Here is a 17,234-nt window from a genome sequence, read left to right on the forward strand (position 1 = left end):
AGAGACGGTGCGGACCGGCCAGGTGCTGACCGAACGTTCGGCCAGGGTCGCCGCGGCGGTCAAGTTGCACCGCCACGTCGGCCGCCGGCGGACGGGCCGGTTCCTCGCCGAAGGCCCCAATCTCGTCGAGGCCGCCGCCAGTCGCGGCCTGGTTCGCGACGTCTTCGTCACCGAAGTCGCCCAGCAGCGTCATGCGTCGCTGCTGGCGACTTTGACGTCCGCGGGATGCCCCGTGCATCCGGTCACGGACCGCGCGGCGAAAGCGTTGTCCGACACCGTCACCCCGGCCGGACTGGTCGCCGTCTGCGAAACGCCGCAGACCCACCTGCACGACGTGCTGGCCGGCCCGCCGGCGCTGGTGGCGGTCGCCGTCGAAATCAGCGAACCCGGCAACGCGGGCACGCTCATTCGCCTCGCCGACGCGATGGGCGCGGCCGGGGTGATCCTCGGCGGCCACAGCGTCGACCCCTACAACGGCAAGTGCCTGCGCGCGTCGGCGGGCAGCATCTTCTCGGTCCCGGTGGTCGCCGCGCCCGACACGCTCGCCGCCGTCGGCGCGCTGCGCGCCGCGGGTCTGCAACTGCTCGCCACCACCGTGGACGGTGAGACGCGGCTCGACGAGGCCACCGACCTGCTCGGCGTACCGACGGCGTGGCTGTTCGGCCCCGAATCACACGGTCTGCCAACCGACGTCGCGGCGGCGGCCGATCATCGCATGCGCATCCCGATGGCCGGCGGCGCGGAGAGCCTCAATGTGGCGTCGGCCGCGGCCATCTGTCTGTATCAGAGCGCGCGGGCGCTGAGCCTGCCTACGCGGCCTTGACCGGCCGCTTCGGCCGACCGCGGCCCGCCCGCAGTCCGGCCAGCGACAGCGTCGTGTGCACCAGGGATCCGGCGCGTTCCATCAGGGCACGGGCGGGCTGCAGCGCGGGGTCCAGCGGCGAGCGGGGCGACGGCGGAAAGTAGTGCATCGGCAGCCCGCGGCGGTCACGCGGCGGGGCCATGAACGGCGGGGCCTCCACCAGCGGCGCGTCGCTGGGCAGGCGTCCCTCGGCGCGGCGGTAGGCGGCCAGCGCCCGCGGGTGCAGCCGGATCTCGTCGGGCACCGCCAGGAAAGCCAGTTCGACGAGCTTGCCGAACAACCGCAGCAACACCTCGTCGCCTGGCGTCCAATGCATGCCGGCCTTCTCGCGCACCGCGGGCTCGAACAGGCCCGCCGCGATCCAGCGCTGGCCGGCGACCAGCGGCTTGAAGATCTGGTCCCAGATCGGGGTCGGCATCAACACGAATTTCGGCTTCGGGATTCGCATCTGGAAGATGTCCAGCGTCGCCCGGTTGATCTCCAGGGTGTCGCGGCCGGTGCGCTCCCAGTAGTCCTGGAACTCCTCCCACGTTTCGGGCACCGGCCGCATGCTCATCCCGTACATCCGGTACCACTGCACGTGCTCGGCGAACAGCTGCCGCTTCTCGGCCTCGGTGAGGCCGCCGCAGAAGTACTCGGCCACCTTGACGATCAACATGAAGAATGTGGCGTGCGCCCAGTAGAAGGTCTCCGGGTTGAGCGCGTGATAGCGCCGCCCGGCGGCGTCGGTGCCCTTGATGGTGTGGTGGTAGCTGGTGATCTGGCGCCCGGTCTGCGATGCGCGGTCGCCGTCGTAGACCACGCCCATGATCGGGTAGACCGACCGGGCCACCCGCTGCAGCGGCTCCCGCAGCAGGATCGAATGCTCCTCGACGGCCGCGCCGAGTTCGGGGTACATGTTCTGGATCGCCCCGATCCAGACGCCCATCATTCCGGTGCGCAGATCCCCAAAATACTTCCAGGTCAGGGAATCTGGTCCGAGCGGGTCCGCGGATTCGCTCCCGCAAGCGTTCACAGTGCCAGTCATCGCGGCCTCCTGCTCCGATTGGGCTCACGATAACTTTGACAACGCGTGTTGTCTACGATTTCGGCGATGTGTTCGCCCGGGTGTTATCGAGCTTCCACACCGGTGTGGCGCCACCGTGATCAGGTGGTTCGGTGCGAGATGCGACACACACGGCGGCCCCGTCGCGGACTGTCGTTGGCTGCCCGCAACGAAAACAAATAACCTGGCCAGGTGGAACTCGCGCGTCGCGATCTGGACCCGGGTAAGCCCGAAGAGACCGAGGCGCAATCCGTTACGCAACGCTCTCCACTGCACAGCGCGACCCAATGGCTACACAGCCGCAACCGCAGCCCCGGGGCGGTTGCCTTGATCCGGCGCGCGCGCAAACTGCTGCCCGGCGACCCGGAGTTCGGCGACCCGCTGTCCACGGCGGGCGACGGAGGACCGCGCGCCGCGGCGCGCGCGGCCGACCGGCTGCTGGGGGACCGGGACGCGGTGTCACGCGAGGTCAGCCTCGGGGTGCTGCAGGTGTGGCAGGCGCTGACCGAGGGGGTGTCGCGCCGGCCCGCCAACGCGGAGGTGACGCTGGTCTTCACCGACCTGGTCGGCTTCTCGACATGGTCCCTGCAGGCCGGCGACGACGCGGCGCTGGCGCTGCTGCGCCAGGTGGCGCGGGCCATCGAGCCGCCCCTGCTCGACGCCGGCGGACACATCGTCAAACGGATGGGCGACGGCTTGATGGCCGTCTTCGGCGATCCGACGGTCGCCGTGCGGGCCGTCCTGGCCGCCAAGGAGTCGCTGAAATCGGTCGAGGTGGCGGGCCACACGCCCCGGATGCGGGTCGGGATTCACACCGGGCGTCCGCAGCGGCTCGCGGCGGACTGGCTCGGTGTCGATGTGAATATCGCCGCACGAGTTATGGAAAGAGGCACCAAGGGTGGAATCATGGTGTCGAGTTCAACGTTAGATCTCATACCGCAAAGCGAGTTGGACGCGTTGGGCGTCGAGGCCAAACGCACGAGGAAGCCGGTTTTCGGGCCGAAGCCCGCCGGAATTCCCGACGATTTGGCGATATATCGCCTCAAGACTCTTAAGGAGTTGTCAGGCTCTGATGACACAGCCGAGACGAAACCGCAGCCATAATGGATGCCAATGTTAGGGGGCATCGTGTCCCGGCTCGCCCGGGTCCAATTCACTGTGGGGTATGCGGCGCTGCTGCTTGCCATCAGTTGCGCCATCCTGGCCCTCGGCCCGCAGGCACATGACATCATCGTGCAGCGCGCCAGCACCAACGTGCACAACCTGGCGCACGGCCACGTGGGCACGCTGCTGGGCAGCGCGCTGGTGGTCGACGCCGGCCCGCTCTACTTCTGGCTGCCCTTCCTGACCTGCCTGCTGGCGCTGGCCGAGCTGCATCTGCGCACCATCCGGCTGGTGGTGGCCTTCCTGGTCGGCCACATCGGCGCGACGCTCCTGGTGGCCGCCGCGCTGGCGGCCTCGGTCGAGTTCGGCTGGCTGCCCGTGTCCATCACCCGGGCCAGCGACGTCGGTATGAGCTACGGCGCGCTGGCGGTGCTCGGCGCGATGACGGCGGTGATCCCGTCGCGCTGGCGGGCCGCCTGGGTCGGCTGGTGGGTATCGGCGGGCATCGCTTCGGCGATCATCGGCGGCGACTTCACCGACGCGGGCCACACGGTCGCGGTGATTCTGGGTGTGCTGGTCTCCGCCCGGTTCCGGCAGCCGATCCACTGGACACCGGCGCGATACCTGATGCTGGCCGCGTCGTCGGGCTTCGGCTTCCTGATGCTGGCGCACCACTGGGGCACCCTGGCGGCGACGCCGGTGTTCGGTCTCGTGGGCGCCTTCCTCGCCTACCAGGTCGCCAAGTTCGCCGGCGGTCGCGGGCTGCCGGCGCTGCCGCTCGACGGTGGCGACCCGCTGGCCGGCCCGCAGCCGGCCGTCGCCGGCTAACGCCACCCCACCGCCCCGCCGGGCCCGCGCGTCGCGCGGCCGCCCAACTGCCACGCGCCCGCCGGGCGCCACGCGCCGAATCACTATGATCAGCACTTGCCGCTGGGCAACCTGCAGCCAACCTTGAAGCAAGGAGAGTGTCGCCGCGTGGCCGATCAACCCGTCGACCTGTCGCCGGCGGCCCTGGCCCGAGCGGTCAGCGCCGCCCGGGAGGCCTTCACGCGCGCCGGCGATCTCGACGCACTGGCGCGCGTCAAGACCGAGCACCTCGGCGACCGCTCACCGCTGGCCCTGGCGCGCCAGGCGCTGGGCGGCGTGCCCAAGGACGAGCGGGCCGACGCCGGCAAGCGGGTCAACGCCGCCCGAGCCGACACCCAGCAGGGCTACGACGAACGGCTCGCGGTCCTGCGCGCGGAGCGCGACGCCGCCGTGCTGGTGGCCGAAGGCATCGACGTCACGCTGCCGTCGACCCGGCAGCCGACCGGCGCGCGGCACCCGATCACCATCCTGGCCGAGCACATCGCCGACACCTTCATCGCCATGGGCTGGGAACTGGCCGACGGCCCCGAGGTCGAGTCCGAACAGTTCAACTTCGACGCGCTCAACTTCCCGGCCGACCATCCCGCCCGCAGCGAGCAGGACACCTTCTACATCGCGCCCGACGGCTCCCGGCAGCTGCTGCGCACCCACACCTCACCGGTCCAGGTGCGCACCCTGCTCGCCCGCGAGTTGCCCGTCTACATCGTCTCGATCGGCCGCACGTTTCGCACCGACGAACTCGACGCCACCCACACGCCGGTGTTCCATCAGGTCGAGGGCCTGGCGGTGGACCGCGGCCTGACCATGGCGCACCTGCGCGGGACGCTGGACGCGTTCGCGCGCGCCGAGTTCGGCCCGCAGGCTCGCACCCGGATCCGGCCCCACTTCTTCCCGTTCACCGAGCCGTCCGCCGAGGTCGACGTCTGGTTCGTCGGCAAGAAGGGCGGCGCCGGCTGGGTGGAATGGGGCGGCTGCGGGATGGTGCATCCAAACGTGTTGCGCGCCGCGGGAATTGACCCGGCTGTCTACTCCGGCTTCGCATTCGGCATGGGGCTGGAACGAACGCTGCAGTTCCGCAACGGGATTCCGGACATGCGCGACATGGTCGAGGGCGACGTCCGCTTCTCGCTGCCGTTCGGGGTGGGTGCGTGATGCGCGTTCCGTACAGCTGGCTACGTGAGATCGTGGCGGCCGGCGCGCCGGGCTGGGACGTCGCCCCCGCCGAGCTCGAGCAGGCGCTGGTGCGCATCGGCCACGAGGTCGAGGAGGTCGCCACCCTCGGGCCCGTCGAGGGTCCGCTGACGGTGGGCCGGGTCACCGCCATCGAGGAACTCACCGGCTTCAAGAAGCCGATCCGGTTCTGCCACGTCGACGTCGGCGAAGGCAAAGACCGTGAGATCGTCTGCGGTGCAACTAATTTCACCGTGGGTGAGCTGATCGTCGCCGCGCTGCCGGGCACCACGCTGCCCGGCGACTTCAAGATCGCCGCCCGCAAAACCTACGGCCGCAACTCCGACGGCATGATCTGCTCGGCGGCGGAACTCGGCATGGGCGCCGACCACTCCGGGATCCTGGTGTTGCCGCCGGGCACCGCCGAACCGGGCGCCGACGCCGCCGCGGTGCTGGGCCTGGACGACGTGGTCTTCCACCTGGCGATCACGCCCGACCGCGGCTACTGCATGTCGCTGCGCGGCCTGGCCCGCGAGGTCGCCTGCGCCTACGACCTGGACTTCGTCGATCCTGCCCAGGTGGTCAAGCCGCTGCCGGCGAACGGCGAGGCCTGGCCGCTGACCGTGCAGCCCGGCACCGGGGTGCGGCGTTTCGCGCTGCGCCCGGTCACCGGCATCGACCCCGCGGCCGTGTCGCCGTGGTGGCTGCAGCGCCGGCTGCTGTTGTCCGGCATCCGCGCGACCTCCCCGGCGGTCGACGTGACCAACTACGTGATGCTCGAGCTGGGTCACCCCATGCACGCCCACGACCGCAAGCGGATCACCGGAAGCTTCAGCGTGCGGTTCGCCCGGCCCGGCGAGACCGTGGTGACCCTGGACGACATCGAGCGCAAGCTCGAACCGGCCGACGTCCTGATCGTCGACGACACGGCGACCACCGCGATCGGCGGTGTGATGGGTGCCGCGAGCACCGAAGTGCGCGCCGACTCGACCGACGTGCTGCTCGAGGCCGCGGTCTGGGACCCCGCCGCCGTCTCGCGCACCCAGCGCAGGCTGCATTTGCCCAGCGAGGCCGCCCGCCGCTACGAGCGCGGCGTGGATCCGGCCATCTCGGTGGCCGCGCTGGACCGGTGCGCCACGCTGCTCGCCGACATCGCCGGCGGGGTGGTCTCCGACGGCCTGACCGACTGGCGCGGTGACCCGCCGGTCGGCGACTCGGTCACCGATTGGGCCGGGACGCCCATCGAGATCTCCGTCGACCTGCCCGATCGCGTCGCCGGGGTGAGCTATGCCCCGGGCGTGACCGCCAGGCGGCTCACCCAGATCGGCGCCGAGGTGGCGGAGCGGGGTGACACGTTGACGGTGACCCCGCCCAGCTGGCGGCCCGACCTCGTGCAGCCCGCGGACCTCGTCGAGGAGGTGTTGCGGCTCGAGGGACTGGACGTCATCCCGTCGGTCTTGCCGTCGGCACCGGCCGGGCGGGGCCTGTCGGCCGCGCAGAAGCGCCGCCGCGCCATCGGCAAGGCGCTGGCCCAATCGGGCTATGTCGAGATCCTGCCGACGCCGTTTCTGCCCGCGGGCGTGTTCGACCTGTGGGGCCTGCCGGACGACGACCCGCGGCGCACCACCACCGATGTGCTCAACCCGCTGGAGGCCGATCGCCCGCACCTGGCCACCACGCTGCTGCCCGCATTGCTGGAAGCGTTGGTGCGCAACGTCTCTCGTGGGCTGGTCGACGTCTCGCTGTATGCCCTGGCGCAGGTGGTCCGCCCGACGACCGACACCCGCGCGGTGGACGTCATCCCCGTCGACCGCCGGCCCACCGACGCCGAGATCGCCGTCCTGGACGCGTCGTTGCCGCGGCAGCCGCAGCACGTCGCGGCGGTGCTGGCCGGCCTGCGCGAACACCGCGGACCCTGGGGCCCGGGCCGCCGGGCCGAGGCCGCCGACGCGTTCGAGGCGGTCCGCATCATCGCCCGCGCGAGCGGAATCGACGTGCGGCTACGCGCGGCGCAGCAGCTGCCGTGGCATCCGGGTCGGTGCGCCGAGGTGCTCGTCGGGGACACCCCGGTGGGTTACGCGGGCCAGCTGCATCCCGCGGTGATCGAGCGCTCCGGGCTGCCGAAGGGCACCTGCGCCCTCGAGCTGGACCTGGATGCGATGCCCATCGCCGCGGCGCTGCCGGCGCCCCGGGTGTCGCCGTTCCCGGCCGTCTTTCAGGACGTCAGCCTGGTGGTGGCCGCGGACGTGCCGGCCCAGGCGGTGGCCGACGCCGTCCGCGCGGGCGCGGGGGAGCTGCTCGAAGACCTGCAGCTGTTCGACGTGTTCACCGGTCCGCAGATCGGCGAGGACCGCAAGTCGCTGACCTTCGCGCTGCGGTTCCGCGCGCCCGATCGCACGCTCACCGAGGACGACGCCACCGCGGCCCGCGACGCGGCGGTCCGCCGCGCCGCCGAGGCGGTCGGCGCGGAGCTGCGCGGCTAGCGGAATGGATTTGCAAACCACTGCATAACCATGCAGAATCGGCGGAATGGCCGACGGAATGAAGGTGGCGGTTGCCGGTGCCAGCGGCTACGCGGGCGGCGAGATCCTGCGTCTGCTGCTCGGGCATCCCGCCTACGCGCACGGGCGCCTGACGATCGGCGCGGTGACCGCGGCCGCCAGCGCCGGCAGCACGCTCGGTGAGCACCACCCGCACCTGACGCCGCTGGCCCAGCGCGTGGTCGAGCCCACCGAACTCGACGTGCTCGCCGGCCACGACGTGGTGTTCCTGGCCCTGCCCCACGGTCACTCGGCCGCGCTGGCCGAACAGCTCGGCCCCGACACGCTGATCATCGACTGCGGCGCCGACTTCCGGCTCACCGACGCCGGGGCGTGGGAGCGGTTCTACGGATCGCCGCACGCCGGCAGTTGGCCGTACGGGCTGCCGGAGCTGCCCGGCGCGCGCGAGCGGTTGCGCGGCGCCCGCCGCATCGCGGTCCCGGGCTGCTACCCGACCGCGGCGCTGCTGGCGCTGCTGCCCGCGGTGGCCGAGGACTTGATCGAACCGGCCGTCACCGTGGTCGCCGTCAGCGGCACCTCCGGGGCCGGCCGAGCGGCCAAGACCGACCTGCTGGGCGCCGAGGTCATCGGCTCGGCGCGCGCCTACAACATCGCCGGGGCGCACCGGCACACCCCCGAGATCGCCCAGGGTCTGGGCGCCGTCACCGGCCGCGACGTCACCGTGTCGTTCACCCCGGTGCTGATCCCGACGTCGCGCGGGATCCTGGCGACCTGTACCGCCCGCACCAGCGCCCCGCTGTCGCGGCTGCGGGAGGCCTACGAAAAGGCTTACCACGCAGAGCCTTTCATCTACCTGATGCCCGATGGACAGCTGCCCCGCACCGGCGCGGTGATCGGCAGCAACGCGGCGCACATCGCGGTCGCGGTGGACGAGGCGGCGAGCACCTTCGTGGCCATCGCCGCGATCGACAACCTGGTCAAGGGGACGGCCGGCGCCGCCGTGCAGTCGATGAACCTGGCGCTGGGATGGCCGGAGACCGAAGGCCTTTCGGTGATCGGGGTGGCGCCGTGACGTCCACGGCTGCCCACGCGCGGTTGTTGCGCGAGCAGGGCGTCACCGCGCCGGCCGGTTTCCGGGCCGCCGGCATCGCCGCCGGGATCAAGGCGTCGGGCAACCGCGACCTGGCCCTGGTCTTCAACGAGGGGCCCGACTACGCGGCGGCCGGGGTGTTCACCCGCAACAAGATCAAGGCCGCGCCGGTGTTGTGGAGCCAGCAGGTGCTGAGCACCGGCGCGCTGCGCGCGGTGATCCTCAACTCCGGCGGCGCCAACGCCTGCACCGGACCGGGCGGGTTCCAGGACACGCACGCCACCGCCGAGGCCGTCGCTGCCGCGCTGTCGGACTGGGGCACCGAGACCGGCGCCATCGAGGTCGCGGTGTGCTCGACCGGCCTCATCGGTGACCGGTTGCCGATGGACAAGGTGCTCGCCGGGGTGCGCGCGATCGTGCAGGACATGGCCGGCGGCCTGTCCGGCGGCGACGAGGCGGCCCAGGCGATCATGACCACCGACACCGTGCCCAAACAGGTTGCGCTGCATCATCCGGACAACTGGACGGTCGGCGGAATGGCCAAGGGCGCAGGCATGCTCGCCCCGTCGCTGGCGACGATGCTCTGCGTGCTCACCACCGACGCGGCCGTCGACGCCGCCGCCCTGGACTCCGCGCTGCGTCACGCCAGCGCCCGCACCTTCGACCGGCTCGACATCGACGGCGCCTGCTCGACCAACGACACGGTGTTGCTGCTGACGTCGGGAGCCAGCGGCATCGCGCCCAGCCAGGCCGACCTCGACGAGGCGGTGCTGCGGGTCTGCGACGACCTGTGCGCCCAGCTGCAGGCCGACGCCGAGGGCGTCACCAAGCGGGTCAACGTCACCGTGCAGGGGGCGGCCTCCGAGGACGACGCGCTGGTGGCCGCCCGGACGATCGCCCGCGACTCCCTGGTCAAGACCGCGGTGTTCGGCTCGGACCCCAACTGGGGTCGGGTGCTCGCCGCCGTCGGCATCGCGCCCATCGCCCTGGACCCCGACCGGATCACGGTGGCGTTCAACGGCTTTGCGGTCTTCGCCGACGGGGCCGGAGTGCCGGGTGCGCGCGAGGTGGATCTGTCCGAGGCCGACATCGACATCACGGTCGATCTGAGGCTCGGCGACGGGCGGGTCACCATCCGGACCACCGACCTGTCGCACGGCTACGTCGAAGAGAATTCGGCCTACAGCTCATGAGTCGTGCCGTGGAAGCGCTGCCCACCGGGGTCAAGGCGCAGGTGCTCGCCGAAGCCCTGCCCTGGCTCAAGCAACTGCACGGCAAGATCGTGGTCATCAAGTACGGCGGCAACGCCATGACCGACGACACGCTGCGCCACGCGTTCGCCGCCGACATGGCGTTCCTGCGCAATTGCGGTGTCCATCCCGTCGTCGTGCACGGCGGCGGCCCGCAGATCACCGCGATGCTGCGCCGGCTCGGCATCGAGGGCGATTTCAAGGGCGGATTCCGGGTCACCACACCGGAAGTGCTCGACGTGGCGCGGATGGTGTTGTTCGGGCAGGTCGGCCGCGAGCTGGTCAACCTGATCAACGCGCACGGGCCGTATGCCGTCGGCATCACCGGCGAGGACGCCCAGCTGTTCACCGCCGTGCGGCGCAGCGTCACCGTGGACGGCGTGGCCACCGACATCGGCCTGGTCGGCGACGTCGAGCGGGTGAACACCGCCGCGGTGCTGGATCTGATTGCCGCACGGCGCATTCCGGTGGTGTCGACGTTGGCCCCGGACGCCGAGGGCGTGGTGCACAACATCAACGCCGACACCGCCGCGGCGGCGCTGGCCGAGGCGCTGAACGCAGAGAAGCTGTTGATGCTCACCGATGTCGAAGGCCTGTACACCAGCTGGCCGGACCGCGGTTCGCTGGTCAGCGAAATCGACACCGGCACACTGTCGCAACTACTACCCACGTTGGAGGCCGGCATGATTCCCAAAGTCGAAGCCTGTCTGCGGGCCGTGACCGCGGGCGTGCCGAGCGCGCACGTCATCGACGGGCGCGTCGAACACTGCGTGCTGGTCGAGCTTTTCACCGACGCGGGCACCGGTACGAAGGTGGTGCGGAAAGCGTGACCCATACGGACGACATCAAGCAGCGGTGGGAAGCCGTGATGATGAACAACTACGGCACCCCGCCGATCGCCTTGGCCAGCGGGGACGGCGCCGTGGTCACCGACGTGGACGGCAAGACGTATCTCGACCTGCTCGGCGGCATCGCGGTCAACGTCCTGGGCCACCGCCACCCCGCCGTCATCGAGGCCGTCACCCGCCAGATGTCCACGCTGGGCCACACGTCGAATCTGTATGCCACCGCACCCAGCCTCGCGCTGGCCGAGGAACTGGTCAACCTGCTGGGCGCCGATCCCGCGGCGCGGGTGTTCTTCTGCAACTCCGGAACCGAGGCCAACGAGGTGGCGTTCAAGCTGTCCCGGCTCACCGGGCGCACCAAACTGGTTGCCGCGCAAGAGGCTTTCCACGGCCGGACGATGGGCTCGCTGGCGCTGACCGGCCAGCCGAGCAAGCAGGCGCCGTTCGCCCCGCTGCCCGGCGACGTCACGCACGTGCCCTACGGCGACACCGAAGCCCTGGCCGCCGCGGTCGACGACGCCACCGCCGCGGTGTTTCTGGAGCCAATCATGGGGGAGAGCGGCGTCGTCGTCCCGCCCGAGGGATACCTCGCCGCCGCCCGCGACATCACCGCGCGGCACGGGGCGCTGCTGGTGCTCGACGAGGTGCAGACTGGGATGGGCCGAACCGGAACGTTTTTCGCCCATCAGCACGACGGCATCACCCCGGACGTGGTGACGCTGGCCAAGGGGCTCGGCGGTGGCCTGCCCATCGGCGCCTGCCTGGCCGTCGGGCCGGCCGCCGACCTGATGACGCCCGGCCTGCACGGCAGCACCTTCGGCGGCAACCCCGTCTGCGCGGCGGCGGCGCTCGCGGTGCTGCGGGTGCTGGCCGAGGAGAACCTGGTCCGGCACGCCGAGGTGCTGGGCAAGTCGCTGCGCCACGGCATCGAGGCGCTGGCCCACCCGCTGATCGACCACGTGCGCGGCCGCGGGCTGCTGTGCGGCGTGGCGCTCACCGCGCCGCGCGCCAAGGACGCCGAAGCCGCCGCGCGCCGGGCCGGGTTCCTGGTGAACGCGGCCGCACCCGACGTCATCCGGCTGGCGCCGCCGCTGATCCTCACCGAAGCCCAGGTCGACGGCTTCGTCGCCGCGCTGCCGGCCATCCTCGACGAAGCCTCCGGAGCCGCAGCATGACTCGACACTTTTTGCGCGACGACGACCTGTCGCCGGCCGAGCAGGCCGAGGTGCTGGCGCTGGCCGCCGAACTGAAGAAGGATCCGTTCAGCGCCCGCCCCCTGGAGGGCCCGCGCGGCGTCGCGGTCCTGTTCGACAAGAACTCCACCCGCACCCGGTTCTCGTTCGAGGTGGGCATCGCCCAGCTCGGCGGGCACGCCGTCGTCGTCGACGCCCGCAGCACCCAGCTGGGCCGCGACGAGACGCTGGAGGACACCGCGCGGGTGTTGTCGCGCTACGTCGAGGCCATCGTCTGGCGGACGTTCGGCCAGGACCGCCTCGACGCGATGGCCTCGACCGCGACGGTCCCGGTTGTCAACGCGCTGTCCGACGACTTCCACCCCTGCCAGGTGCTGGCCGACCTGCAGACCATCGCCGAACGCAAGGGCTCGCTGACCGGTTTGCGAATGACCTATTTCGGTGACGGCGCCAACAACATGGCCCACTCGTTGATGCTCGGCGGCGTCACCGCCGGCGTCCACGTCACCATCGCCGCGCCCGACGGCTTCGCCCCGCACCAGGCCTTCGTGGCCGCGGCCCGGCGCCGCGCCGAGGACACCGGCGCCTCGGTCACCGTCACCGCCGACGCCGACGCGGCCGCGCGCGGCGCCGACGTGCTGGTCACCGACACCTGGACGTCGATGGGGCAGGAGGACGACGGGCTGGACCGCCTCACCCCGTTCAAGCCCTACCAGATCAACACCCGGCTGCTGTCCCTGGCGGACCCGGAAACCATTGTGCTGCACTGCCTTCCGGCTCACCGAGGCGACGAGATCACCGACGAGGTGATGGACGGACCGGCCAGTGTGGTCTTCGACGAGGCCGAAAACCGGTTGCACGCCCAGAAAGCGCTGCTGGCCTGGCTGCTGGAGCGGTCCCGATGACGCCGCGGCGACGACGATGCAGAGCGAAGCGATGCGGAGGAGTGGCGCAATGACGCGCAGCAAGACCACACCCGAGACCACCAGGGCCGGCCGGCAGGCCCGCATCGTGGCCATCCTGTCGTCGGCCGAGGTGCGCAGCCAGAGCGAACTGGCCGCGCTGCTGGCCGACGAGGGCATCGACGTCACCCAGGCCACGCTGTCACGGGATTTGGAAGAACTGGGCGCGGTCAAGCTGCGCGGCGCCGACGGCGGGGTCGGCGTCTACATGGTTCCCGAGGACGGCAACCCGGTGCGCGGGGTGACCGGCGGCACCGCACGGCTGTCCCGGTTGCTGAGCGAGCTGCTGGTGTCGGCCGACGCCAGCGCGAACCTCGCGGTGCTGCGCACCCCGCCCGGCGCCGCCGACTACCTGGCCAGCGCGATCGACCGCGCGGCGCTACCGTACGTCGTCGGCACCATCGCCGGCGATGACACCGTCTTCGTGGCCGCTCGAGAGCCGATGACCGGCGCCGAGCTGGCCACCACCCTGGAAAGACTCACGTAAAACTCGCGTAAGCGCTTCAAGTGTAAGGAGATTGGTTCATGTCAGAACGCGTCATCCTGGCGTATTCCGGCGGTCTGGACACCTCGGTGGCCATCAGCTGGATCGGCAAGGAGACCGGCCGTGAGGTCGTAGCCGTGGCGATCGACCTCGGCCAGGGCGGCGAAGACATGGAGGTCATTCGCCAGCGGGCCCTGGACTGCGGCGCGGTGGAGGCCGTCGTCGTGGACGCCCGCGACGAGTTCGCCGAGGGCTACTGCCTGCCCACCATCCTGTCCAACGCCCTCTACATGGACCGCTACCCGCTGGTGTCGGCGATCAGCCGGCCGCTGATCGTCAAGCACCTGGTGGCGGCGGCCCGCGAGCACGGCGGCAGCATCGTCGCGCACGGCTGCACCGGCAAGGGCAACGACCAGGTCCGGTTCGAGGTCGGATTCGGTTCGCTGGCACCCGATCTCGAGGTGCTGGCGCCGGTCCGCGACTACGCCTGGACGCGGGAGAAGGCGATCGCGTTCGCCGAGGAAAACGCCATCCCGATCAACGTGACCAAGCGCTCCCCGTTCTCCATCGACCAGAACGTGTGGGGCCGCGCGGTGGAAACCGGCTTCCTGGAACACCTTTGGAACGCCCCCACCAAGGACGTGTACGCCTACACCGAAGACCCGACGCTGAACTGGAGCACGCCCGACGAGGTGATCGTCGGTTTCGAGCGCGGCGTGCCGGTGACGATCGACGGCAAGCGGGTGTCGGTGCTGGGCGCCATCGAGGAACTCAACACCCGCGCCGGCGCCCAGGGCGTCGGGCGTCTCGACGTCGTCGAGGACCGGCTGGTGGGCATCAAGAGCCGCGAGATCTACGAGGCGCCGGGCGCCATGGTGCTCATCACCGCGCACACCGAGCTCGAACACGTCACGCTGGAGCGGGAATTGGGCCGGTTCAAGCGGCACACCGATCAGCGGTGGGCCGAGCTGGTTTACGACGGGCTGTGGTACTCGCCGCTCAAGGACGCGCTGGAAAGCTTCGTCGCCAAGACCCAGGAGCACGTGACGGGTGAAGTGCGAATGGTGTTGCACGGCGGCCACATTGCGGTCAACGGCCGGCGCAGCGCGGAATCCCTGTACGACTTCAACCTGGCCACCTACGACGAGGGCGACAGCTTCGACCAGTCGGCCGCCAAGGGTTTCGTCTACGTGCACGGGCTGTCGTCGAAGATCGCGTCCCGACGGGACCAGGCAGCAAAGGGCCCGGCCGAAGCGTGAGCACTCGGGAGGGGTCCCTGTGGGGCGGCCGGTTCGCGGACGGCCCGTCGGATGCGCTGGCCGCGCTGAGCAAGTCCACCCACTTCGACTGGGTGCTGGCCCCCTACGACATCGTCGCCTCGCGGGCCCACACCGTGATCCTGTACCGGGCCGGGCTGCTGAACGAGGAGCAGCGCGACGGGCTGCTGGCCGGTCTGGATCAGCTGGCCGAGGACGTCGCGGACGGCAGCTTCGCGCCGCTGGTCACCGATGAGGACGTGCACGGGGCGCTGGAACGCGGGCTGATCGACCGGGTCGGGCCCGACCTGGGCGGGCGGCTGCGGGCCGGCCGGTCGCGCAACGACCAGGTGGCCACCCTGTTCCGGATGTGGCTGCGCGACGCGGTGCGCCGGGTCGCCGCCGGGGCGCTGGACGTCGTGGGCGCGCTGGCGGCCCAGGCCGCCGCCCACCCGGGCGCGATCATGCCGGGCAAGACCCACATGCAGTCCGCGCAGCCGGTGCTGCTGGCCCATCACCTGCTGGCGCACGCCCACCCGCTGCTGCGCGACGTCGACCGGATCGTCGACTTCGACCGGCGCGCCGGGGTGTCCCCGTACGGGTCGGGAGCGCTGGCCGGCTCGTCGCTGGGCCTGGACCCCGACGCGATCGCCGCCGAGCTCGGTTTCGCCGCAGCGGCCGACAACTCGATCGACGCGACCGCGTCCCGCGACTTCGCGGCGGAGGCCGCCTTCGTGTTCGCCATGATCGGGGTCGACCTGTCCCGGCTGGCCGAGGACGTCATCCTGTGGAGCTCGACGGAATTCGGCTACGTCACCCTGCACGATTCGTGGTCGACCGGCAGCTCGATCATGCCGCAGAAGAAGAACCCCGACATCGCCGAACTGGCGCGCGGCAAGTCCGGCCGGCTGATCGGGAACCTGACGGGCCTGCTGGCCACCCTGAAGGCCCAGCCGCTCGCCTACAACCGTGACCTGCAGGAAGACAAGGAGCCGGTGTTCGATTCGGTGGCCCAGCTGGAGCTGGTGCTGCCGGCGATGGCGGGGCTGGTGGCCAGCCTGACCTTCGACGTCGAGCGGATGGCCGCCCTGGCCCCCGCCGGCTACACCCTGGCCACCGACATCGCCGAATGGCTGGTGCGCCAGGGGGTGCCGTTCCGGTCCGCGCACGAGGCCGCCGGCGCCGCGGTGCGCGCCGCCGAGCAGCGGGCGGTCGGGCTCGACGAGCTCACCGACGACGAACTGGCCGCCATCAGCCCCGATCTCACGCCACAGGTCCGTGAGGTTTTGACGATCGAAGGCTCGGTGGCGTCGCGCGACGCCCGGGGCGGCACCGCGCCGGCGCGGGTCGCCGAGCAGATCGAAACCGTCCTGGCCAGCGTCGATAGCCTCAAAAGCCAGCTGCGCGGCGACGATTGAGATGAGGTTGGTTTCCCTGACGGGCCGTGCCATGCAGACTAGACTTCGAGCTCAAAGCGATCCGGATGAACGTTTCGGGCCGGGTCCTCGTCACCAAGGGGTGGGAGAACAATGAGCGTCGTCGCCGGCGTCTTCGGTGCGCTGCCACCGCACCGGTACTCCCAGCGTGAGCTCACCGACTTCTTCGTCAGCATCCCGGAGTTCGAGGGCTACGAGGACATCGTCCGGCAGCTGCACGCCAGCGCCAAAGTCGGCAGCCGTCACCTGGTGTTGCCGCTGGAGCAGTACCCCGCGCTGACCGACTTCGGGATGGCGAACCGGATCTTCACCGAGCACGCCGTGAAGCTGGGCTGCGAGGCCCTGTCCGGCGCGCTTGACGAGGCGGGACTGCAGCCGCGCGACGTCGACGTGCTCGTCACCACCACCGTCACCGGCCTCACCGTGCCCTCGGTGGACGCGCGGATCGCCGCGCATCTCGGCCTGCGCGACGACGTGCGGCGGGTGCCGCTGTTCGGCCTCGGCTGCGTGGCCGGCGCCGCCGGCGTGGCCCGGCTGAACGACTACCTGCGCGGCGCGCCGGACGCCGTGGCCGCCCTGATCTCCGTCGAGCTCTGCTCGTTGACCTACCCCGGATACAAGCCGTCGCTGGCCGGTCTGGTCGGCAGCGCCCTGTTCGCCGACGGGGCCGCGGCGGTGGTGGCCGTCGGTGAGCGGCGCGCCGAGCAACTGGCGGCCGGCGGGCCCACCATCCTGGACTCGCGCAGCCACCTGTATCCCGACTCGCTGCGCACCATGGGCTTCGACGTGGGCGCCACCGGCTTCGAACTGGTGCTGTCCAAGGACGTCGCGGCCGTCGTCGAGCAGTACATCGAGGGGGACGTTACCAAGTTCCTGGGGGCGCACGGCCTGACCACCGAAGACATCGGTGCCTTCGTGAGCCACCCCGGCGGCCCCAAGGTCATCGAGGCCATCAACGCGGCGCTCGGCTTGGCGCCCGAGGCCCTCGAACTCACCTGGCGTTCACTCGGCGAGATCGGCAACCTGTCGTCGGCGTCGGTGCTGCACGTGCTGCGCGACACCATGGCCAAGCCGCCGCCGAGCGGAAGCCCCGGTCTGATGCTCGCGATGGGTCCAGGATTCTGTTCCGAACTGGTGTTGTTGCGTTGGCATTGATCCTCTCCCGCGGA

Annotated in this window: 14 protein-coding genes and 1 pseudogene; 14 read left to right on the forward strand and 1 reads right to left on the reverse strand. The window is 71.0% G+C overall.

Annotation, left to right across the window (positions count from 1 at the left end; all coding sequences use genetic code 11):
• Positions 1-22: 22 nt before the first annotated feature.
• Positions 23-823: a TrmH family RNA methyltransferase gene (locus tag B9D87_RS04255; RefSeq protein WP_040631853.1), complete on the forward strand. Its 801-nt coding sequence runs from the start codon at positions 23-25 to the stop codon at positions 821-823.
• Here B9D87_RS04255 and B9D87_RS04260 read toward each other — a convergent pair.
• Positions 810-1,889 (reverse strand): oxygenase MpaB family protein, encoded by a 1,080-nt coding sequence (locus B9D87_RS04260; RefSeq protein ID WP_040631801.1) that lies wholly within the window; start codon positions 1,887-1,889, stop codon positions 810-812. The genes B9D87_RS04255 and B9D87_RS04260 overlap by 14 nt on opposite strands.
• A gap of 210 nt (positions 1,890-2,099) precedes the next feature.
• On the opposite strand from B9D87_RS04260, the gene B9D87_RS04265 reads away from it, so the two are divergent.
• The 13 genes and pseudogenes from B9D87_RS04265 to B9D87_RS04325 all read left to right on the forward strand — a co-directional run bounded on the left by B9D87_RS04265 (position 2,100) and on the right by B9D87_RS04325 (position 17,220).
• Positions 2,100-3,011, forward strand: a complete 912-nt coding sequence (locus tag B9D87_RS04265) for an adenylate/guanylate cyclase domain-containing protein (RefSeq protein WP_007776065.1) — start codon at positions 2,100-2,102, stop codon at positions 3,009-3,011.
• Positions 3,012-3,020: 9 nt separating this feature from the next.
• Positions 3,021-3,839 (forward strand): rhomboid-like protein, encoded by an 819-nt coding sequence (locus B9D87_RS04270; RefSeq protein ID WP_007776064.1) that lies wholly within the window; start codon positions 3,021-3,023, stop codon positions 3,837-3,839.
• A 147-nt stretch (positions 3,840-3,986) separates the two neighbouring features.
• On the forward strand, positions 3,987-5,030 hold the full coding sequence (gene pheS, locus B9D87_RS04275) for a phenylalanine--tRNA ligase subunit alpha (protein WP_007776044.1): 1,044 nt from the start codon (positions 3,987-3,989) through the stop codon (positions 5,028-5,030).
• On the forward strand, positions 5,030-7,531 hold the full coding sequence (gene pheT, locus B9D87_RS04280) for a phenylalanine--tRNA ligase subunit beta (protein ID WP_007776042.1): 2,502 nt from the start codon (positions 5,030-5,032) through the stop codon (positions 7,529-7,531). Before pheS ends, pheT begins: the two co-directional genes overlap by 1 nt.
• A gap of 30 nt (positions 7,532-7,561) precedes the next feature.
• A pseudogene (gene argC / locus B9D87_RS04285) lies at positions 7,562-8,621 on the forward strand (N-acetyl-gamma-glutamyl-phosphate reductase).
• Positions 8,576-9,832 (forward strand): bifunctional glutamate N-acetyltransferase/amino-acid acetyltransferase ArgJ, encoded by a 1,257-nt coding sequence (gene argJ, locus B9D87_RS04290; RefSeq protein WP_415623601.1) that lies wholly within the window; start codon positions 8,576-8,578, stop codon positions 9,830-9,832. The pseudogene argC and the gene argJ overlap by 46 nt, the downstream one beginning before the upstream one ends.
• The gene (argB, locus tag B9D87_RS04295) at positions 9,829-10,719 is read left to right on the forward strand and encodes an acetylglutamate kinase (RefSeq protein ID WP_040631798.1); all 891 of its coding nucleotides are present in this window, start codon (positions 9,829-9,831) and stop codon (positions 10,717-10,719) included. Before argJ ends, argB begins: the two co-directional genes overlap by 4 nt.
• A gap of 38 nt (positions 10,720-10,757) precedes the next feature.
• On the forward strand, positions 10,758-11,909 hold the full coding sequence (locus tag B9D87_RS04300; RefSeq protein WP_052002584.1) for an acetylornithine transaminase: 1,152 nt from the start codon (positions 10,758-10,760) through the stop codon (positions 11,907-11,909).
• Positions 11,906-12,832, forward strand: coding sequence for an ornithine carbamoyltransferase (argF, locus tag B9D87_RS04305; RefSeq protein WP_007776036.1), 927 nt, complete (start codon positions 11,906-11,908; stop codon positions 12,830-12,832). The genes B9D87_RS04300 and argF overlap by 4 nt, the downstream gene beginning before the upstream one ends.
• Before the next feature lie 49 nt (positions 12,833-12,881).
• The gene (locus B9D87_RS04310) at positions 12,882-13,376 is read left to right on the forward strand and encodes an arginine repressor (protein WP_007776035.1); all 495 of its coding nucleotides are present in this window, start codon (positions 12,882-12,884) and stop codon (positions 13,374-13,376) included.
• 38 nt (positions 13,377-13,414) lie between these two features.
• Positions 13,415-14,632 carry an argininosuccinate synthase gene (locus tag B9D87_RS04315; RefSeq protein WP_007776034.1) on the forward strand — a complete coding sequence of 406 codons (1,218 nt, stop codon included), beginning with the start codon at positions 13,415-13,417 and terminating at the stop codon, positions 14,630-14,632.
• Entirely contained in the window at positions 14,629-16,047 is a 1,419-nt protein-coding gene (gene argH / locus B9D87_RS04320) for an argininosuccinate lyase (RefSeq protein ID WP_007776033.1), read from the forward strand. The genes B9D87_RS04315 and argH overlap by 4 nt, the downstream gene beginning before the upstream one ends.
• 111 nt (positions 16,048-16,158) lie before the next feature.
• Positions 16,159-17,220, forward strand: a complete 1,062-nt coding sequence (locus tag B9D87_RS04325; protein WP_007776032.1) for a type III polyketide synthase — start codon at positions 16,159-16,161, stop codon at positions 17,218-17,220.
• Positions 17,221-17,234: the final 14 nt, after the last annotated feature.

The sequence above is a fragment of the Mycobacterium colombiense CECT 3035 genome (assembly GCF_002105755.1).
In the GTDB taxonomy this organism is placed as follows: Bacteria; Actinomycetota; Actinomycetes; order Mycobacteriales; family Mycobacteriaceae; genus Mycobacterium; species Mycobacterium colombiense.